Below are 16,379 nucleotides of genomic sequence, written 5' to 3'. Positions count from 1 at the left end.
ACAAATATCAAAAAACAAATGTCAAAAAACAAATGTCAAAAAAATAAATGTCAAAAACGAAAAAATAAGTCGGGAGAAGTAAATTTTCGCAAGTTTTGTCAAATTTGCTTCTCTCTATTTTATTGAGTTTATTTCTTTTATCTCAGTTTCACTTATTTAATTCGTTTACTTTAATCCCATTATTTTGTAAATGGCTTCCATATCAATATTTTCTTCAAACACCTGCGCCAATTCTTCAAAGCCGTCTTGTATGGTAAAACCGTCTTCTTCAACATACGGAACGCCTTTTTTCTCGGCCAAATATTTCATCAAAGCGACGCGCAGGTTTTTGTTGTCAAAAAAGCCGTGCATTGACGTACCGACAACGGTTCCGTCAGCGCTGCACGCGCCGTCATTTTCAAAAACAGGCGCTTTGGTTGAAACTTTGCCGCTGTAAGCGTTAAATCCTTCAACGGTTTCGCCTTCAATCGCTTTCAAATACGGGCTCAGACCGCGGCATTCTTTGACTTTTAAAGAAACGCGGACCGGTTTTTCGCTGTAGCCTTCTTCTTTTTCATAAACGGTTTCAACATCCAATAATCCGAATCCGTTAACGGTTTTGCCGTCGGGGTCTGTCAAAGTTTTTCCGAGCATCTGATAACCTTCACCGATTCCGATAATCGGCGTTTTTCCGGCGGCGCTTAAAATTTGATCGGCCATGCCGCTTTCACGAAGCGCTTCCAAATCTTTTAAAGGCGTTCCTGAGCCGGGAAGAATAATCAAATCGGGCGTGCCGAGTTTGTCGTAAATATCAATATATTTGACGCACGCCTGCGTTTCTAAAATTTCATAATCGTTAAAGTGAGAGATTTTCGGGAATTGGATCACGGCGATTTCAACAGAATTGTTGCTGTTTTTCTTTTCATCCGGAACTGTTCCCGCGCCTTCTTTTTCACGGAAGGACATGGAATCTTCGGCCGGAATTCTTAAGCGGAAGTAAGGCATGATTCCGAGAACGGGAACGCCTGTCATTTCTTCAAGCTGTTTTAATCCGGAGCCTAAAATCTTCGGGTCGCCGCGGAATTTGTTGATGATGAAGCCTTTGATATTCTTTTGAATGTCTTCGGGCAAAAGCATATATGTTCCGTAAAGGCTTGCAAAAACGCCGCCGCGCTCGATGTCGCCGACAATAATGATCGGCGCGTTCGTAATTCGAGCGGTTCCGACATTGACGATGTCGCGGTCATAAAGATTGATTTCGGCGGCGCCGCCTGCGCCTTCCATAATTATGATTTCGTAATCTTCGCTTAATTTCGAAAGTGAACGGCTGAGAATTTCCGACATTTCGTCAATGGATTCATAATAGTTGCCGGCGCTTCTGTCGGCGTAATGTTCGCCTAAAACGATGACTTGAGAGAAGCTGTCGCCTTTGGGTTTTAAAACGACGGGATTCATTTCGGGAATCGGCTCGGCACCCGCTGCCCATGCTTGAATAACTTGTGCATAGCTGATTTCTTTTCCCTCGGGATTGACCCATGAATTCAGGCTCATATTTTGCGCTTTAAACGGCGCGGTTTTGTAATCCCGAGACATTATTTTACAAATTGCCGTTACAATAGAACTTTTTCCTGCGTCCGAAGAAGTTCCGAGAATCAGTAAACTTTTCGCATCCATAATTTCCACTTTCCCAAATCAACTCAGCTTTATAAGATTATAACTCCGTATTTCTTTATAAAAACATGATTTATAAAGGATTTGGTTCGGTCAGGAAGTAAATTAAACTTGTTATAATCTATTTCGGATTTGTTTTTAAAAAAACGTGGATTTATAACTGATAATAATTAAAAAGTATGAAAAACTTGTGCGCCGGGTTAAATTTTGAATAAAAATTTGTGTGTCAAATTAGTTTTAAAATAAAAATCGGTGGTCAGTTTAAGTGTTATATGAAAATGGGTGAGCATGTTAAATATTAAATAAAAATTGGTGAGCGGATTAAATGTTAAATAAAAACGGGGCAGCTCGCGCGCGGCGGCTGCCGGCAGCGGCAGCTGCAGCTGCAATGCAAACCTGATTGGCAAGCGGGAACAGAAACCTGACTCCAACCGGCAACAGAAACCTGACTCCAACTGCAAACAAACACCGCCCTCCCCCTGCAACTTGAAATTTTGTGAGCGAAGCCGAGACAAATTTTGACAGTTGCAGATTGGCAGGCTTAGCCGGAGCCGACACACAACTGGAAATCAGAGCATTTTTGTGTTTTTATTTTTCATGGTAAGAATCTCCAACTCCTTCTTTCCTCCGCTTGCGCTTCGGAAACGCGTCGTTGGAGGAGGCGGTTTTTGAAAATTAACTCAATCTAAATCAATTGAAACATCGTCTTTATCAAAATTATTCAAAAACGGAACGCTAATCTTTCAATGAAGTCTAATCTTTTTTAGGATTTTATCGAGCGTTCAGGTTTACCGATTTTGAAAATTGGATGTTTGGGTTTCAATGCTGAAAACAAAATAAAAACGGGGGAAATGTTTGAAAATCAAACAAAATCAAACAAAAACGGACCGATTCGCGTGCAGCGGCGCATTTTTTGCCGCGGCTGCGTTTTTCAAAATTAATCTTTCATTCGGCGCATCGAAATATCTGAACATTTATATTGAATGGATTTCAAGTTTTATTGCTGAAATGATTTAATTAATTAAATTTCATTTAAATTCATTTTCAAAGAAGGGACGGAGATACAATGCCGACAGGTATGTTAGAAACAACGCGTGAAAAAATGAGATTAGTTGATCGTGAAATCGTCGAATTAATTGAGGTCAGAACAAATTTGGCCGGTGAAATCCTCTCCTCCAAAAAAGAGATGGGAAAACCGATTGTTGATGAAGAGCAGATTCAAAAAGTGTTGGACCGCGCTTCAAGCCTCGCCGTCGAAAAGGGACTCGACGTGGATTCCGTTCATCAAATCTTTGAAATTCTCATTCAAATGAGCATTGATAAGCAAAATGAATACAGCGGCAAATCCGATTATTGATTTTATTTTTTAATTTTATTTTTCATTTTTTTGCCTTTTTATTTTGTGCCGTAAGAACGAACGTGATCCCACGCGTTCATTAATTTTTCTTTATTTTCATCGTTTTCATTTTTATTGTTTTTATTTTCATTATTTTCGTTTTTGCTCTTTTCGTTTTTTGATTTTTCATTGTAAATACTGATATTTTTTCGGTTGAAAAGAATACGATCTTCGCCGATCGGACAAACTTTAATACAAACGCCGCAGGGCGAAATTCCTTCTAATCCAAGTTCGCCGCTGTGATTTGTACATTTCGTTTTATCAATTCTTGAGATCGGGTACGGTTTACTTTTGTCGTCAGTTATTGCGCCGGCGGGGCACATACGAGCGCAAGCCATGCAGTCAATGCAAAGATTTTGTTTTTTCGTTTCAGACGCTTTAAGTTCAAATGCTTTAAGTTCAGACGCTTGGACCGATTCGGGAACGCCGAGTTCTTCTGTTGATGCCGCTGTTAAAATTGTTGTAAAGCGAACGCGCGGTCCGTATTCCTTCGTGAGAATGACGTTGTTGCGGCCGAAAGATCCGAGACCGGCATGATAAGCCGCGTGTTTGTGAGAAAAAGCGGCGGCAGGATTCTTTTTTAATGCATTGATCCCCGCGTATCCGTCTCTTGGAATCGGAACTGTCGGCATGGATTTTTGATTTAGAAAATAAGAAATTTGAAGCGCCTGTGAATCTAAATACGCGTTGAGCGTATGATAATGTTCATTATAATAAACAGACGGCGTTGTTTCGATGATTGGCAAAATAACGGGAACGCCGATAACGATTGCCGTTTCGACTTCGGGATAAATGTTATTCGGGAAAAATTCGGGCGGAACGGGATATTTTGTTTCTTTTTCCCATTCCGAAACGGAAGCAAAACCGAACAGCGGGATTTCTGATTTTGCTTGTTTCTCTGAAAGAAATCGGTAAAATGACGTCAATGTCACCTTCTTTCATTTACGGCTGATTTTTATTTAATTAATTTTTAATTATTTTTAAGCTTGAAGTAAATCTAAAATGCGAATCGCTAAATGTGCGCCGTTTGCGCCGTTGTCGACACCGACTGCGGCGACCGGAACGCCCGGCGGCATCTGCGTCACGGACAAAAGCGCATCCAAACCGCCCAGTTTTGCGCTGACCGGAACGCCGATGACAGGCTTTTTGGTTTTGGAAGCGACAACGCCCGGCAAAGCGGCGGAAAGGCCGGCAATTGTAATGAAAACATCGGCATCCGAATTTGTCACATAAACATCCAAATCATCGGGATTTCTGTGAGCGGAAATAACAACGACTTCGTAAGTATAGTTTGTTTTTTCAAGAACTGCAACGGCTCTGTCTGAAATTGCTCTGTCCGATTCGGAACCCATAATAATTGAAACTTGGACCATTTTATCTATTCCACCTGGCGTTAAAATCGTTATTTATCGTCATTTTTTGTTTTGTTTACAAAACTTAATTTGTTCAAAGAGAAGTTAAACTTTAGTCAGATGTGCTTAACTAATGCTTCTTTAATTAAAACATAACGGTTTCAAAAATGTTTTTTGTTAATTCAATGTAATTTGTCATTAAAATTAATTAATGTATTGTAATCTAAAAAAATAAAGATAAATCAAAATAATGATGAATGAAAATAAATCAAAGAAAAATGATGAAATTAAATGATGAATTGAATAATGAAATTAAATAATGAAATTGAATGATGAAATTGAATGATGAATTAAATGATGAATGAAAGGAAAATGCATCAAATTATTTCAATTAATGAATCGTAACGCCTTTGACGCCTTTGACGGTTCTGATTTTGTCAACCAAATCGCCCGGAATTTTTCGATCTGTAATGATTGTCAGCCTCGGCGCTTCATTAAAAAACGGGTCATCCGATACGGCTTGCCTGATACTGTATCCTGCGTCAGAAATGATGCCGGTGACGCCTGAAATAATTCCGACTTCGGCGCCGTCTTCGGGAATGATGATGACAACGCCCAAATTCAAATGCGGCGCGACTTCTGCTAAAAAAGGAATTGAACGAACGTGTTTGAAAAAGTCAAAAAGCGTTTCGTCTTCAACGATATGTTTGGCGGTTGCGTCAACAACACGGCGGTCGACATTGATTTCTTTGCCAATTTGAACATGAGGAATTTCAATATTTCCCGAAACGACTTTTCCGGCGGCGCTGACCTGAAATCCGCGTTCTAAAAGAAGTTTGACAACTTTTTCCTGTGCCGGATATTTTTCAAATTTTTGACGAATCGGTTCCCACATATTTTTCCTCTGCTTGGAATTTTTAAAATATACCAAATTCAAATTTAATTACCAAATTTAATTACCAAATTTAATTACCAAATTTAATTACCAAATTTAATTACCAATGTACACTTGTATATATTGTTGTTTCATTTTAAACATTTGGTTTGAGTTTTTGGATTATTCTTGGATTCTGGATTATTCTTGGATTATTCTTGGATTCTGGATTATTCTTGGATTAATACACGTTTCATTTTGAAAAGATCTGCCAAAATCAGGCAAAAGTCTTATCAATTCTTTCATAAATTAATAAATAAATGTCCGAGTCATCCGAATATCGGGAATCAACTCCCGATTTGTCTTCGTTATCTTTATTTGTTTCAAATATTTCAAAAATCAATTCTGTTCAGGAAGATGCTTCTGTTTCTCTTCGCGTTGAAAAAGAAATTCAAAAAATGAAACCGTTACTTTCAGGAAAACAAAAATCAATGCTGAAAACGGTTGAATCCGCCGGCTTTTCATGTCTTGAATGCGGCAAATGCTGCGAAAGAGCGGAAGATGATAATTCCGTTTACATTTTGCCCGAAGAAATCCGAAAAATCGAAACCAAAGGATTTTCAAAAGAAAATTTTATTTTGCCTCTTTTGCCCGATTTTTATGAAATGAATGAATCCGAAAATTCAAGCGATTCGACAGATTCTGTTCAATCAATTGATTCCGTTTATTCGGCTGATTCATCATTTTCATTTCAAAATTCGGCTTTTGTCGCCATGCTTCAATCGCTGTCGGAACAAACGGATGAATACGGGCGGATTCATACTTTCGGATGGATGCTTCAAAGAAAAAATGACGGCAGCTGCATTTTTTTAGATTCCGGCTCTAAAAAATGCATGATCTATGACGTTCGGCCGGCGCTGTGCCGCACTTATCCGTTTTTTGCGGATGAAAATGGTGTTTCAAAATGTGTTTGCGAGGGTCTTGATTCTGCCGATAAAACAGATGCGAGTTTAGCAAAAAAATTGGCTGAAGCGCTTCAAAATCGCGTGATTTCGGATCAGGCGGATTACATTCAAACTTCTGCCGGAATCAAAAAAGTTTATGAAAAATCAGTGTTTAACAGCGAAACGGGAAAAACGGCTTTTGAAGAGCGTTTGAAAAACAATGCCGTTATGTTTGTTGTTTATGACGGAGCGGGAGTTTAGACTGCCGAAATTCAATATAAATGATGAATGAATTCAATTTTGTTATATATGATAATTTTTGTGACAATTTTTGTGATAATTTTTATGACAAATTTTATGATAATATAAATGGCAAAAAAACCGTTTCAAATTAATAAATGATAAATGAATCCAATTTAGTTTAATTTAATAAACTATTTAAATAAAAGAAAAGTAGAACCCGATATTAATGAAAATTATGTAAATTACGAAATTATGAAAAATAATTCAAATAAACTAAATAAATCAAATAATGAAAAACAAAAATAAAAACGAAATATATTCAAGTTTCAGGTGATAAATAATGGGAAATAAACCGATGACGCTCGCAGAGAAAATCTTTTCAAAAGCTGCAGGAAGACCTGTGTCAGCCGGTGAGTTTGTTGTTGCAAACATTGACCGCGCAATGACGCATGATATTACGGGGCCTCTTGCCGTTAAAGGGTTTTACGAAATTATGGAAGGCAAAGAGGAAAAAAAAGTTTGGGATCCCGAAAAAATCGTTATTATCTTTGATCATCAATCGCCCGCAGACTCTGTCAACGCGGCGCAGAATCACATTTATCTCCGCAAATTCGCTCAAGAGCAGGGCATTTTGAATTATGACATTTATGAAGGCGTCTGCCACCAAGTTTTGCCGGAAAAAGGACATGTTCTTCCGGGCGACCTGATCGTCGGCTCGGACTCGCACACCTGCGCTTACGGCTCGCTCGGTGCGTTTTCTACGGGCCTCGGCTCAACCGATATGGCTGCCGTTTTGGCAACGGGAAGACTTTGGTTTAAAGTTCCCGAAACGCTTCGCTTCAACATCGAAGGTAAACTTCCCGAACACGTTTATTCCAAAGATTTGATTCTTCATTTGATCGGCGATGTCGGCGTCGAAGGCGCACGGTACATGGCAGCAGAATTTGGCGGCGAAACCGTTCACAATCTGTCGATTTCCGAAAGAATGACGATGTCAAACATGGCAATCGAAATGGGCGGCAAAGCCGGTTTGATCGAACCCGATAAAGTCACGGAAGCATATCTCAAAGAACGTATTCCCGACTTCAAACTCGATTCGCATTGGAAATCCGATGTCGGCGCTCACTTTAAAGAAGTCCGCGGATATGACATTTCCGAACTGGAGCCGCAAGTCGCGTGCCCGCACAATGTTGACAACGTAAAACCAGTCACGGAAGTTGCCGGTACAAAAATTGATCAGATTTTTGTCGGTTCGTGTACAAACGGCCGTTTTGAAGATATTAAAATCATGATGGAAGCGATGGGTAACGACCCGATTGCAAAAGGTGTTCGCTTGATTGTCGTTCCGGCATCAAGAACGGAATATATGAAAGTTTACCGCGCCGGTTATGTTGAGACGTTGATGGAAAAAGGCGCAATCGTTGAATCACCGTGCTGCGGCCCGTGTATGGGCGGCTCGTTCGGCCGCTTGGGCGACGGTGAAGTCGGTTTGTCAACGTCTAACAGAAACTTCCTCGGACGCCAGGGAAGCCCGCATTCATTCGTTTATCTGTCTTCACCGGCAACGGCCGGCGCATCGGCAATTACGGGTGAAATTACGGACCCGCGCGAGATTTAAAATTCAATCTTTGGATTATTTCTTTAGAAATTCTCTTTGGATTATTTATTTAGGTAATAATCTTTAAAATTATGATAAAACAGGAGAAACAAAACGTGTCTGATATTCCCGATTTATCCGTTTTGAATACGGTTTACAAAATTATTGAGGAGCGCAGCAAAACACAGCCGGAAGACTCTTATGTTTGCGCTTTGCTGAATGATCCGAAGGGTATCAATAAAATTCTGGAAAAAGTCGGCGAAGAAGCGACCGAGACGATTATCGCAGTCAAAGACGGCAATAAAGAAGAAATCGTTTACGAAACTTCAGATCTTCTTTTCCATTTATTGGTGATGCTTTTTGAATGCGGTGTCACGCCTGATGATATTTCAGCAGAACTTGCCCGCCGTTTCAAATAATTTAATTATTTTTATTTTTAATTATGCCGCCCGTCAGACCTGCCGCCGGTGAAAAAACAGCGTCGGCAATATTTTCAGCCGGTTCGGTTCAACTGAACACGGTTATTATTTTTTCAAAAAAGCGAAAGAAAACGCTTAGTTATACGGTTCGATATGAGGCTGAGGCAGTCGATTATTCTGATGCGGACGACCTTTTTGATACAACCGACTCAGAAATTGAAAAAAAGCCGATTTTGTTTGTCCGCGCGCCCGCATCTCTTTCAATAAAAGAGGTTCAATCGGTTTTGTCGGAAAATGAAGAAAATGTCATCGAATTGCTTAAAAAAGCAGCGGCAAAAGAAGAAGCCGCCGAGCAAAAATCCAGGCAGACTTACAAAAACGGCAGCATTTTCCATTACATGGGACGCACTTATTCTCTTCAATTGATTTATAATGAAAATAATGAATATAACGGAAATGAAAAACAAGAGAATGAAAACAAAGAAATTGAAAATAAAAAGAACAAAACAAACAATCAAAAAAATAATCAAACAAACAATCAAAAAAACAATCAAACAAACAATCAAAAAATTCAAGTTCATTTATTGGACGGCAGGCTTCAGGTCCATTTGCCCAAAATTATGATTGATTTGCCTGAAATTGAAAAAGAAAAGAGAATCAAAAAAGCGGTTGAATCATTTTATATTGAACAAGCCGATGTTTTTTTCAATTCCCGCGTCGATTATTTCGCCGAAAAATATCTTGATTTGATCGGCAAAAAACCGAAATCCGTGAAAGCCGCGTCTTACAAAAGCAAATGGGGCTGCTGCACATATCAAAACGACATTAAATTGAATTGGGTTTTGATTCAAGCTGAAACACCCGTTATTGATTACGTTATCGTTCATGAATTGTGTCATATTCGCCATAAAGACCATTCCAAAAACTTTTGGGACCTTGTCGGCATGATCGACCCGAAATATAAAGAAAAACGCCGGGAACTCAAAGAAAACGGCTGGATTTTGGGAATGAAATAAAGGGTTGACAATCGTTGTCAGCGCCGCCGCCGCGCGCGAACGGGATTGTTTTTCATTTGATTTTCAAATTTGTTCCCCGTTTTTGTTTTATTTTAGATGAAACCAAAACATCCAATTTTTAAAATCGGTGAACTTGAACGTCCCGTAAACCCCTAATCCTAAATTTTTAGATTTTCGATAAAAGAAGACGTTCCGTTTTTGAATAAATTTGATAAAGACGATGTTTCAATTGAAACGATATGAATTAAAAGACCAAAAGCCGACCCCGCAAGTTGAGTTTCCGAGCGAAGCGAGGAAACGAGACTTGGCGGATTCTTACCATACGAAACGAAAAATGAAAAACCGTCGACTGTAAAATGCTTTTCGGCTCCTGCAAAGTGTTTTCTTGCAACTGTCTTTTACTGCTGCCGGCTCCGGCTGAGTCTGCAACTGTCTTTTAATTGCTGCTGTCGGAACAGGTCTGCGCTTCTGCGTGTGTCTGCTCTTTTTTATCGTAATCTGTTGGCATTAAATTTTGCTCGGCTTCGCCTCACAAAATTTCAAGTTGCAGTTGGAGGGAGTTTCTGTTGCCGTTTGGAGTCAGGTTTCTGTTGCCGCCGCTACCTTTAGGTTTCTGTTGCCGCTTGAAAATCAGGTTCGCGCTGCCGTTGCCGGCAGCCGCAGCAGTTGCCGCCCCGCCCGCGCGACCCGCTCCATTTTTATTAAGTTTTTAATCTCATCACCGTTTTTATTTTATTTTTAAAACAATCCGTCTTTTTATTTTAATTCTCAAACAAACCATATTTTTATTTCAATTTTTTCAAACCAAACTCTGTTTTTCAATAACGAAATCTTTCAAATCCATATTCTCATTTTTCATATATTCCGAAAAGCGGCGGCTTTCTTCGAGTGCTCCGACATTACTTGTTTTGGTTTCGTAAATCTTGCCGTTTGGAAATTGAGCCGCCCAATTTTGTTTAATTTCTGAAACGACTTTTTGAAGCTCTTTTCTCCGAGCGTCCGAAAGCGATTCTGATGCCGGCAAAAGCGCCGTAAACGACGGCCCTGTTCCCGACAAGCCTGCTGTGATATCAAAATCCTTGCCGATTTCCATACACGAAATCGCCGGCTCGGGGTCAAAACCAAGCGCGGCGCAGTAAATCAAGCCGTTCAATTTCATCGCTTTTTTATAATCGCCCGAGAGAGCAATTTCAAATGCAGTTTCAACCAAATCTTTCATCAAAATCGAACGCGAAATATTTGTGTCGGAACTGAAGGCTTTCGTTCCCGGATTTAAAATCAAAACATCATAATGAAATTCATCTCTTCGAAGCAGCTCCGTTGCTTTATTATCCGTTGCCGCAACGCCGCCGTAAAAAGAAGCGCAGGCGTCATCGTAAGCGCCGGTAATCGTCACGCCCGCTTCTTTTGCCGCGCCGACGCCGAGTTTGACAATTTTTTCAGGCTCCAGCTCTTCGCCGATTGCATCTAACGCCGCAATAATGGTGGCGTTTGCCGCCGCGCTGCTGCTTTTTAAACCGCCCGCAATCGGAATTTCGCTTTTTGTCAAAACAGTCGCTTCAGTTGTTTCAGAATAATCGAATTGATCTAAAACAGATCGAACGCAAAGTTCAATCAATTTTGAATCCGCACTCGGATTTTCATGAATTGAGCCGTGAACAGAACCGGAAACAGAACCGGGAACGGTATCTCTATTCATATTCAAACAGACTTCAGCATATGTTTTCAACTGCGTTGCATATGCGCAGCCTTTCCACGCGGCAACGGCGTTAATGATCGTGCCGCCGCCGAATGCGCATCCGTATCCTTTTTTGAGCGTCATTTTTTGTTTCCGATATTTGTTTTTTCATTTTTTAGAGGGTAAGTGTTAAGAATGTTTAAATTATGTTTTACAATGTTAATCATAATTTATGACGATTATGATGATTTATGAATTTATGACGATTATGATGAATTTATGAATTTATGACGATTACGATGATTTATTAATTTGTGATGAATCAACATACCCGATTCTGATAATAAATATCAATAGCTAATGTATGATTTTAATTTTTTGCAGCCGATTCTGATTTAAATTCTATATCAAATATCTAAATTTATATCGAAGACAATAATTAAATAATAAATACGTATTAAATTCCTCTCCTATGAAATATATATATAAATGAGAAAGTTGTATTCATAATATAAAGGGAACAGTGAATAATTCTCATTTTTCAAATGATTTATGGTTTTATATAATATTTATTTAAATTTTTAATCAAGAACACAGGTGTTCATAAAAATGGAAACTCGAAAAGTACAACAAACAGGCGGCTCAACCTACATTATTTCTTTGCCGAAGCAGTGGGCGGAAAAAGTAGGAATCACACCCGGCGCACGCGTCGGAGTTCAGCCGCAGCCGAACGGTAAGTTGTTGATCAGTCCGGTCATTGACACAAAACCGCTCCGCAAAAAAACGATCGACATCACGAATGTTACCGGAAACAGTTTGGAAAGAGCATTTGTCGCGACTTATTTAGCCGGTTACGATATTATTGAATTTACTTCTTCAAAAATTTCTGCTGACCAAAAAAAGACGCTTCGCGCGGTTTGTCACAAGCTCATCGGTCCCGAAATCATTGAAGAAAATTCAAATCTTGTTTTGGTTCAAGATTTACTGAGCCCGAATGAATTGTCAATCAAAAAAGCCGTTCAGAGAATGTCTTTGATTACAACTTCAATGTTCAACGACAGCATTATCGCTTTCTGCAACTGTGATTTGGACTTGGCAACCGATGTGATGGAAAGAGATAATGAGGTCGACCGCTTGTATATGGTGATTTCAAAACAATTTCGTTCCATTTTATGCGGAACGGGATTCGTTGATACGACTGACGCCTCTATTGAAGAATATCACAGCTATAGAATGGCGGCCGCGCCGATTGAACGCATCGCTGATCACTCTCACAGAATCGCTCGAATCGTGACTTTATTTTCACCCGAATTGGATGAGAAAAGAATTATGGAAATCAAAAAAATGGCTGACTTTGCCATGAACACATTCAAAAAGTCTGTTGATTCTTTGATTCATTTAGATCCGAGATTAGCCAATCAGGTCATTGAAAGTCAGGAAGATATGAACACATTCATCACGCACTTCAATCACAGCTATTTTGATAAAGCAACCGATTTGTCTTTCGGAACGATGATCAGTATTCGTACCGTTATTGACAGTATCGGAAGAATTGTCGATTATGCCGCCAATGTCGGTGAAATCGCAATCGACGCTTCCATTGACTCGCCCGATACAAAGTGGTAATTCAGCCGCTTTGTTTTTTTATTTTTCTTATTTTTGTTTTCCATTTTTTTTCTTTTTCTAATATTTTTCTTCTAAATATTTTTCTTTTCTAATTTTTATTTTTAATTTTTGAATTTTAGATTTCTAATTTTTGAATTTTAATTTTTTATTTCCAATTTTTATTTCCAATTTTTATTTTCAATTTTTTATTTCCGATTTTTCATTTTTCATTTCCCTTTTCTTTATTTTACCCTGCTGACATGAATTATAAATACTAGCTGTGACATTTTTGCTTAATTACATTTCATCGGCAAAGTATATTTTTGCGGTGCCGGTAATGTTTTATTGAAAATTATATTTCAATTGATTTAATTTGTTCAAAAATTAATTCAAATTACCACGTATTATTCAAAATTTTAATTTTCCTTTGGAGGAAAAATATGGGTGTTATTTCTCAATTCAAAAATTTTTTCGGCAAATTGTTTAAGAAGAAAAATGCATGTATCGGCATTTACGGACCGCCGAACGCAGGCAAAACAACACTTGCAAATCGTATCGTTAAAGACTGGAAAGATGATGATTCCGAACCTGTCGGCTCCGTTTCCCACATTGCGCACGAAACCAGAAAAGCGCAGCGCCACCACAAGCTGGAAATCGAATCCAAGGGCAATAAGATTTGTTTGGATGTTGTTGACACGCCCGGTTTGGCAACAAAAATCGACTTCCACGACTTCATGAAGGAAGGAATGGGTGAAAAGGAATCCAAGCAGCGCTCGAAAGAAGCAACGGAAGGCGTCATCGAATCCGTTAAATGGCTGGATGATTTGGACGGCGTCATTTTAGTGATGGATGCGACTGAAAATCCGTACACTCAGGTGAACGTTACGGTGATCGGCAACATGGAAGCACGCAAATTGCCGCTTTTGATCGTCGCCAACAAAATCGATCTTCCGGAATCTGATCCTGAAGCGATCAAAGAAGCATTCCCGCAGCACCCGTTCATCGGAATTTCCGCATTGGACGGCACAAACATGGATACTTTCTATGAAGCGATTGCAAAACAGTTCGGGTGATTTCAAATGAGCGATATTCAACTTGACTTGGTTTCCGACGCAAAACTCTCCAGAATGGGCTCCACTGAAAAAGTGCGCTACATTATTGACGAAGTCCGCAAGGGAAAAATTATGGTCTTAGAGAAAGGTCTTGACCCGATGGAAGAAGCAAAACTGATTGAAATGACAATGACTGAAATCCAGGAAGATTTCTACGGTCTTGAAATTGAAAGTTACCCGCGCGATGAAGGCAATTCATCATTCTTCGGCAAGCTTTTGAAGAAAGATTCGGGCCAGCAGAAATTGACCGTCATCGGTCCGGCAAATCAGTTAAAAACACTCAGAAAAGATAATTCACTCATCAGTACGCTCGTGTCAACCAAATGACACGGCTCTTTTCTTTTTTATTTCTTATTACTTTCTTATTTCTTATTACTTTTTTTTGTTGTTTTTATTTTTCATATTCTGTATTTCTGTATTCGTTGTTTTTACTCTTATTTTCAATTTAACACATCGTTTTTCAAAAATTTTTGAAAATGGTGCGGCTCGCGCGCGGCGGCTGCCGGACAAAAAAATGGTAACAGCAGCAAAAAATCGCGAAGCGATTTTTTATAAACACCTCCCTCCCATTGGAAACAAACACCTCCCTCCCATTGGAAACAAACACCTCCCTCCCATTGGAAACAAACACCTCCCTCCTGTCGGAAACAAACACCTCCCTCCTGTCGGAAACAAACACCTCCCTCCTGTCGGAAACAGAAATATTCTGTCCGCCGCATTCAAAATTAAAAAAATTCGGAAGTGGTGTGAGTAATTTTTATATATATTGGCTGTAACCTAACTAACTAAAATAATTTCGGCAAAGAGATTATTCTAAAATATCAATGTTCTTATATTATTAAGTTAAATTCATTGTATTTCTATTATCTTTGTTTTTGGTGTTTATTGTGTTGAATCGAGAATTGCAGTCAGCTGAAAGGGTTAAGGTGAAACTGTCGGGTATTGACCCGCAGACACTTATTTCTTTTGAGATGGGCAATTCTGATATTGATTTGATTTGTACTTACGGCAAAATCGCGCTTCATTGCCGCCGCGAAGTTCCCGATTATACAATCGGCTTGATTTTAAAAACGATTTCGGCTGTCGATAATTCGGCAACGCACGAAACTGAAATTTTATGTGATTTTGATGACATTCAAAATTATCAGCGTATGGGTTATACGCTTGTTTCTTACGGGCGCCACAACGGTAAATACCGCGTGACTTTTAATGTTCCTTTTTCTTCCGAAAAAGCGGTTTACAGTTTGACAGTTGCCTTTTTTGAAGAACTCAAAAGAGAAAAAACACTTAAAAGAGATTTTTATTGGAGCGGAAAGGATCATAACATTATTCAGCTGTTCAACGAATTGAAAAAAGTGGACGACTGGGAAATTAAAGAAATTAAGAATAAAGAAATTTGAGCGCTCGATTCAGATTTCGAGTTAATAAAAAACAATGTCGGATTTTGAATATTTTTTTGAAAAGCGGAGCGGCTCGCGCGAGGGGCTGACTGTTGCGAGTGTGGGGCGATGACGGTTGGCGGCAGCAACGACGGTGCAAACGGCTGGTAGCAGCGGCACGTTCGCGAATGCGAACGGATTATTATAAAATGAGCTGATGCACGCAGAAACGCAAACCTGATTGGCAGCAGCAATCTTAAAAGACAGTTGCAGACTTGCAGACCTGTTCGGAGTTGACAGTAAAAGACAGTTGCAGACGAGTCGGCCTATTCAGCGCCGAATGCAACTGAAAAATTAGGATTGTTGTTTTATTTTTCGTTTCGTACGGGAAAGAATCTCCATCTCCTCCTTCCCTCCGCTACGCTTCGGGAACTCGTCGTTGGAGGGGCGGTTTTCGAAATTATATCCAATCTAAAATCAATTGAAACATCGTTTTTTATCAAAATTATTCAAAATGGAACGTCTTCTTTTATCGAAAATCTAAAAATTTATGATTAGGGTTTTACGGGACGTTCAGGTTTACCGATTTTGAAAATTGGATGTTTAGGTTTCATCAAAAATAAAACAAAAACAAGGAACAAGTTTGAAAATTTATTAAATAAATGGAACGTTTCGCGCGCGGCGGCGACAATCATAAAAGACAGTCGCAGATTGGCAGGCTTGCCGGAACCGGCAACAGTCAAAGACAGTTGCAAGAAAACAATTTGCCGGAGCCGAACGCAACTGAAATAAATCTGATTGTTTTTGTATTTTCGTTTTGTATGGGAAGAATCCGCCAAGTCTCGTCTCCTCGCTGCGCTCGGAAACTCAACTTGCGGGGTCGGTTTTTGGTCTTTTAATTCATATCGTTTCAATTGAAACATCGTTTTTATCAAAATTATTCAAAATGGAACGCCTTCTTTTATCGAAATCTAAAACATTTTAAAATTAGGGTTTTATCGGGCGTTCAGGTTCACTGATTTTCGAAATGGATGTTTAAGTTTCATCCAAAAATAAAACAAAAACAAGGAACAAGTTTGAAAATTTATTGAAAAATGGAGCGTTTCGCGCGAGC

General features: G+C 39.3%; 20 protein-coding genes. 11 read left to right on the top strand and 9 right to left on the bottom strand.

The window, feature by feature from the left end; translation table 11 throughout:
- Nucleotides 1-165: 165 nt before the first annotated feature.
- Both MmiHf6_RS02205 and MmiHf6_RS02200 read right to left on the bottom strand, forming a co-directional pair.
- The gene (locus MmiHf6_RS02205) at nt 166-1,653 is read right to left on the bottom strand and encodes a cobyric acid synthase (RefSeq protein ID WP_316558080.1); all 1,488 of its coding nucleotides are present in this window, start codon (nt 1,651-1,653) and stop codon (nt 166-168) included.
- A gap of 325 nt (nt 1,654-1,978) precedes the next feature.
- Entirely contained in the window at nt 1,979-2,119 is a 141-nt protein-coding gene (locus MmiHf6_RS02200) for a hypothetical protein (protein ID WP_316558079.1), read from the bottom strand.
- 597 nt (nt 2,120-2,716) lie between these two features.
- Here MmiHf6_RS02200 and MmiHf6_RS02195 point away from each other — a divergent pair.
- Nucleotides 2,717-3,007 carry a chorismate mutase gene (locus tag MmiHf6_RS02195; RefSeq protein ID WP_316558078.1) on the top strand — a complete coding sequence of 97 codons (291 nt, stop codon included), beginning with the start codon at nt 2,717-2,719 and terminating at the stop codon, nt 3,005-3,007.
- A 38-nt stretch (nt 3,008-3,045) separates the two neighbouring features.
- Here the strand turns inward: MmiHf6_RS02195 and MmiHf6_RS02190 are convergent, their stop codons facing one another.
- The 3 genes from MmiHf6_RS02190 to MmiHf6_RS02180 all read right to left on the bottom strand — a co-directional run bounded on the left by MmiHf6_RS02190 (nt 3,046) and on the right by MmiHf6_RS02180 (nt 5,293).
- Nucleotides 3,046-3,972 (bottom strand): 4Fe-4S dicluster domain-containing protein, encoded by a 927-nt coding sequence (locus tag MmiHf6_RS02190; RefSeq protein ID WP_316558077.1) that lies wholly within the window; start codon nt 3,970-3,972, stop codon nt 3,046-3,048.
- Nucleotides 3,973-4,026: 54 nt separating this feature from the next.
- Complete coding sequence (locus MmiHf6_RS02185; protein ID WP_316558076.1) at nt 4,027-4,419, bottom strand: 5-(carboxyamino)imidazole ribonucleotide mutase; 393 nt, start codon at nt 4,417-4,419, stop codon at nt 4,027-4,029.
- Nucleotides 4,420-4,789: 370 nt separating this feature from the next.
- A complete protein-coding gene (locus MmiHf6_RS02180) occupies nt 4,790-5,293 on the bottom strand; it encodes a TrpY family transcription regulator (protein WP_316558075.1) in 504 nt (167 codons plus the stop codon).
- Between the two features lie 299 nt (nt 5,294-5,592).
- On the opposite strand from MmiHf6_RS02180, the gene MmiHf6_RS02175 reads away from it, so the two are divergent.
- From MmiHf6_RS02175 to MmiHf6_RS02150, 6 genes are all read left to right on the top strand, one after another.
- Nucleotides 5,593-6,477, top strand: coding sequence for a YkgJ family cysteine cluster protein (locus tag MmiHf6_RS02175; protein WP_316558074.1), 885 nt, complete (start codon nt 5,593-5,595; stop codon nt 6,475-6,477).
- A gap of 337 nt (nt 6,478-6,814) precedes the next feature.
- Nucleotides 6,815-8,077 (top strand): 3-isopropylmalate dehydratase large subunit, encoded by a 1,263-nt coding sequence (locus tag MmiHf6_RS02170; RefSeq protein WP_316558637.1) that lies wholly within the window; start codon nt 6,815-6,817, stop codon nt 8,075-8,077.
- Between the two features lie 95 nt (nt 8,078-8,172).
- On the top strand, nt 8,173-8,475 hold the full coding sequence (locus tag MmiHf6_RS02165; protein WP_420891310.1) for a phosphoribosyl-ATP diphosphatase: 303 nt from the start codon (nt 8,173-8,175) through the stop codon (nt 8,473-8,475).
- 23 nt (nt 8,476-8,498) lie between these two features.
- Entirely contained in the window at nt 8,499-9,491 is a 993-nt protein-coding gene (locus MmiHf6_RS02160; RefSeq protein ID WP_316558073.1) for a M48 family metallopeptidase, read from the top strand.
- Between the two features lie 474 nt (nt 9,492-9,965).
- Nucleotides 9,966-10,100 carry a hypothetical protein gene (locus MmiHf6_RS02155; RefSeq protein ID WP_316558072.1) on the top strand — a complete coding sequence of 45 codons (135 nt, stop codon included), beginning with the start codon at nt 9,966-9,968 and terminating at the stop codon, nt 10,098-10,100.
- Complete coding sequence (locus MmiHf6_RS02150) at nt 10,042-10,233, top strand: hypothetical protein (RefSeq protein WP_316558071.1); 192 nt, start codon at nt 10,042-10,044, stop codon at nt 10,231-10,233. Before MmiHf6_RS02155 ends, MmiHf6_RS02150 begins: the two co-directional genes overlap by 59 nt.
- Before the next feature lie 57 nt (nt 10,234-10,290).
- Here the strand turns inward: MmiHf6_RS02150 and MmiHf6_RS02145 are convergent, their stop codons facing one another.
- The gene (locus MmiHf6_RS02145) at nt 10,291-11,313 is read right to left on the bottom strand and encodes a shikimate kinase (RefSeq protein WP_316558070.1); all 1,023 of its coding nucleotides are present in this window, start codon (nt 11,311-11,313) and stop codon (nt 10,291-10,293) included.
- 465 nt (nt 11,314-11,778) lie between these two features.
- On the opposite strand from MmiHf6_RS02145, the gene MmiHf6_RS02140 reads away from it, so the two are divergent.
- The 3 genes from MmiHf6_RS02140 (at nt 11,779) to MmiHf6_RS02130 (ending at nt 14,213) form a co-directional block, all read left to right on the top strand.
- Entirely contained in the window at nt 11,779-12,795 is a 1,017-nt protein-coding gene (locus MmiHf6_RS02140) for a phosphate uptake regulator PhoU (protein ID WP_316558069.1), read from the top strand.
- Between the two features lie 419 nt (nt 12,796-13,214).
- Complete coding sequence (locus MmiHf6_RS02135; RefSeq protein ID WP_316558068.1) at nt 13,215-13,847, top strand: Era-like GTP-binding protein; 633 nt, start codon at nt 13,215-13,217, stop codon at nt 13,845-13,847.
- Between the two features lie 6 nt (nt 13,848-13,853).
- Entirely contained in the window at nt 13,854-14,213 is a 360-nt protein-coding gene (locus MmiHf6_RS02130; protein ID WP_316558067.1) for a DUF2073 domain-containing protein, read from the top strand.
- A gap of 133 nt (nt 14,214-14,346) precedes the next feature.
- Here MmiHf6_RS02130 and MmiHf6_RS02125 read toward each other — a convergent pair whose 3' ends face one another.
- Complete coding sequence (locus MmiHf6_RS02125; protein ID WP_316558066.1) at nt 14,347-14,565, bottom strand: hypothetical protein; 219 nt, start codon at nt 14,563-14,565, stop codon at nt 14,347-14,349.
- 247 nt (nt 14,566-14,812) lie between these two features.
- On the opposite strand from MmiHf6_RS02125, the gene MmiHf6_RS02120 reads away from it, so the two are divergent.
- Nucleotides 14,813-15,286, top strand: coding sequence for a hypothetical protein (locus MmiHf6_RS02120; protein WP_316558065.1), 474 nt, complete (start codon nt 14,813-14,815; stop codon nt 15,284-15,286).
- 21 nt (nt 15,287-15,307) lie between these two features.
- Here MmiHf6_RS02120 and MmiHf6_RS02115 read toward each other — a convergent pair whose 3' ends face one another.
- Both MmiHf6_RS02115 and MmiHf6_RS02110 read right to left on the bottom strand, forming a co-directional pair.
- Nucleotides 15,308-15,445 (bottom strand): hypothetical protein, encoded by a 138-nt coding sequence (locus MmiHf6_RS02115; RefSeq protein WP_316558064.1) that lies wholly within the window; start codon nt 15,443-15,445, stop codon nt 15,308-15,310.
- A gap of 374 nt (nt 15,446-15,819) precedes the next feature.
- Nucleotides 15,820-16,104: a hypothetical protein gene (locus MmiHf6_RS02110; protein WP_316558063.1), complete on the bottom strand. Its 285-nt coding sequence runs from the start codon at nt 16,102-16,104 to the stop codon at nt 15,820-15,822.
- Nucleotides 16,105-16,379 lie beyond the last annotated feature (275 nt).

The organism is Methanimicrococcus hongohii (genome assembly GCF_032594095.1).
GTDB classification, from domain to species: domain Archaea; phylum Halobacteriota; class Methanosarcinia; order Methanosarcinales; family Methanosarcinaceae; genus Methanimicrococcus; species Methanimicrococcus hongohii.
The sequence above is the reverse complement of the archived record's forward strand: the minus strand, read 5'-3'. Positions and strand labels throughout refer to the sequence as shown.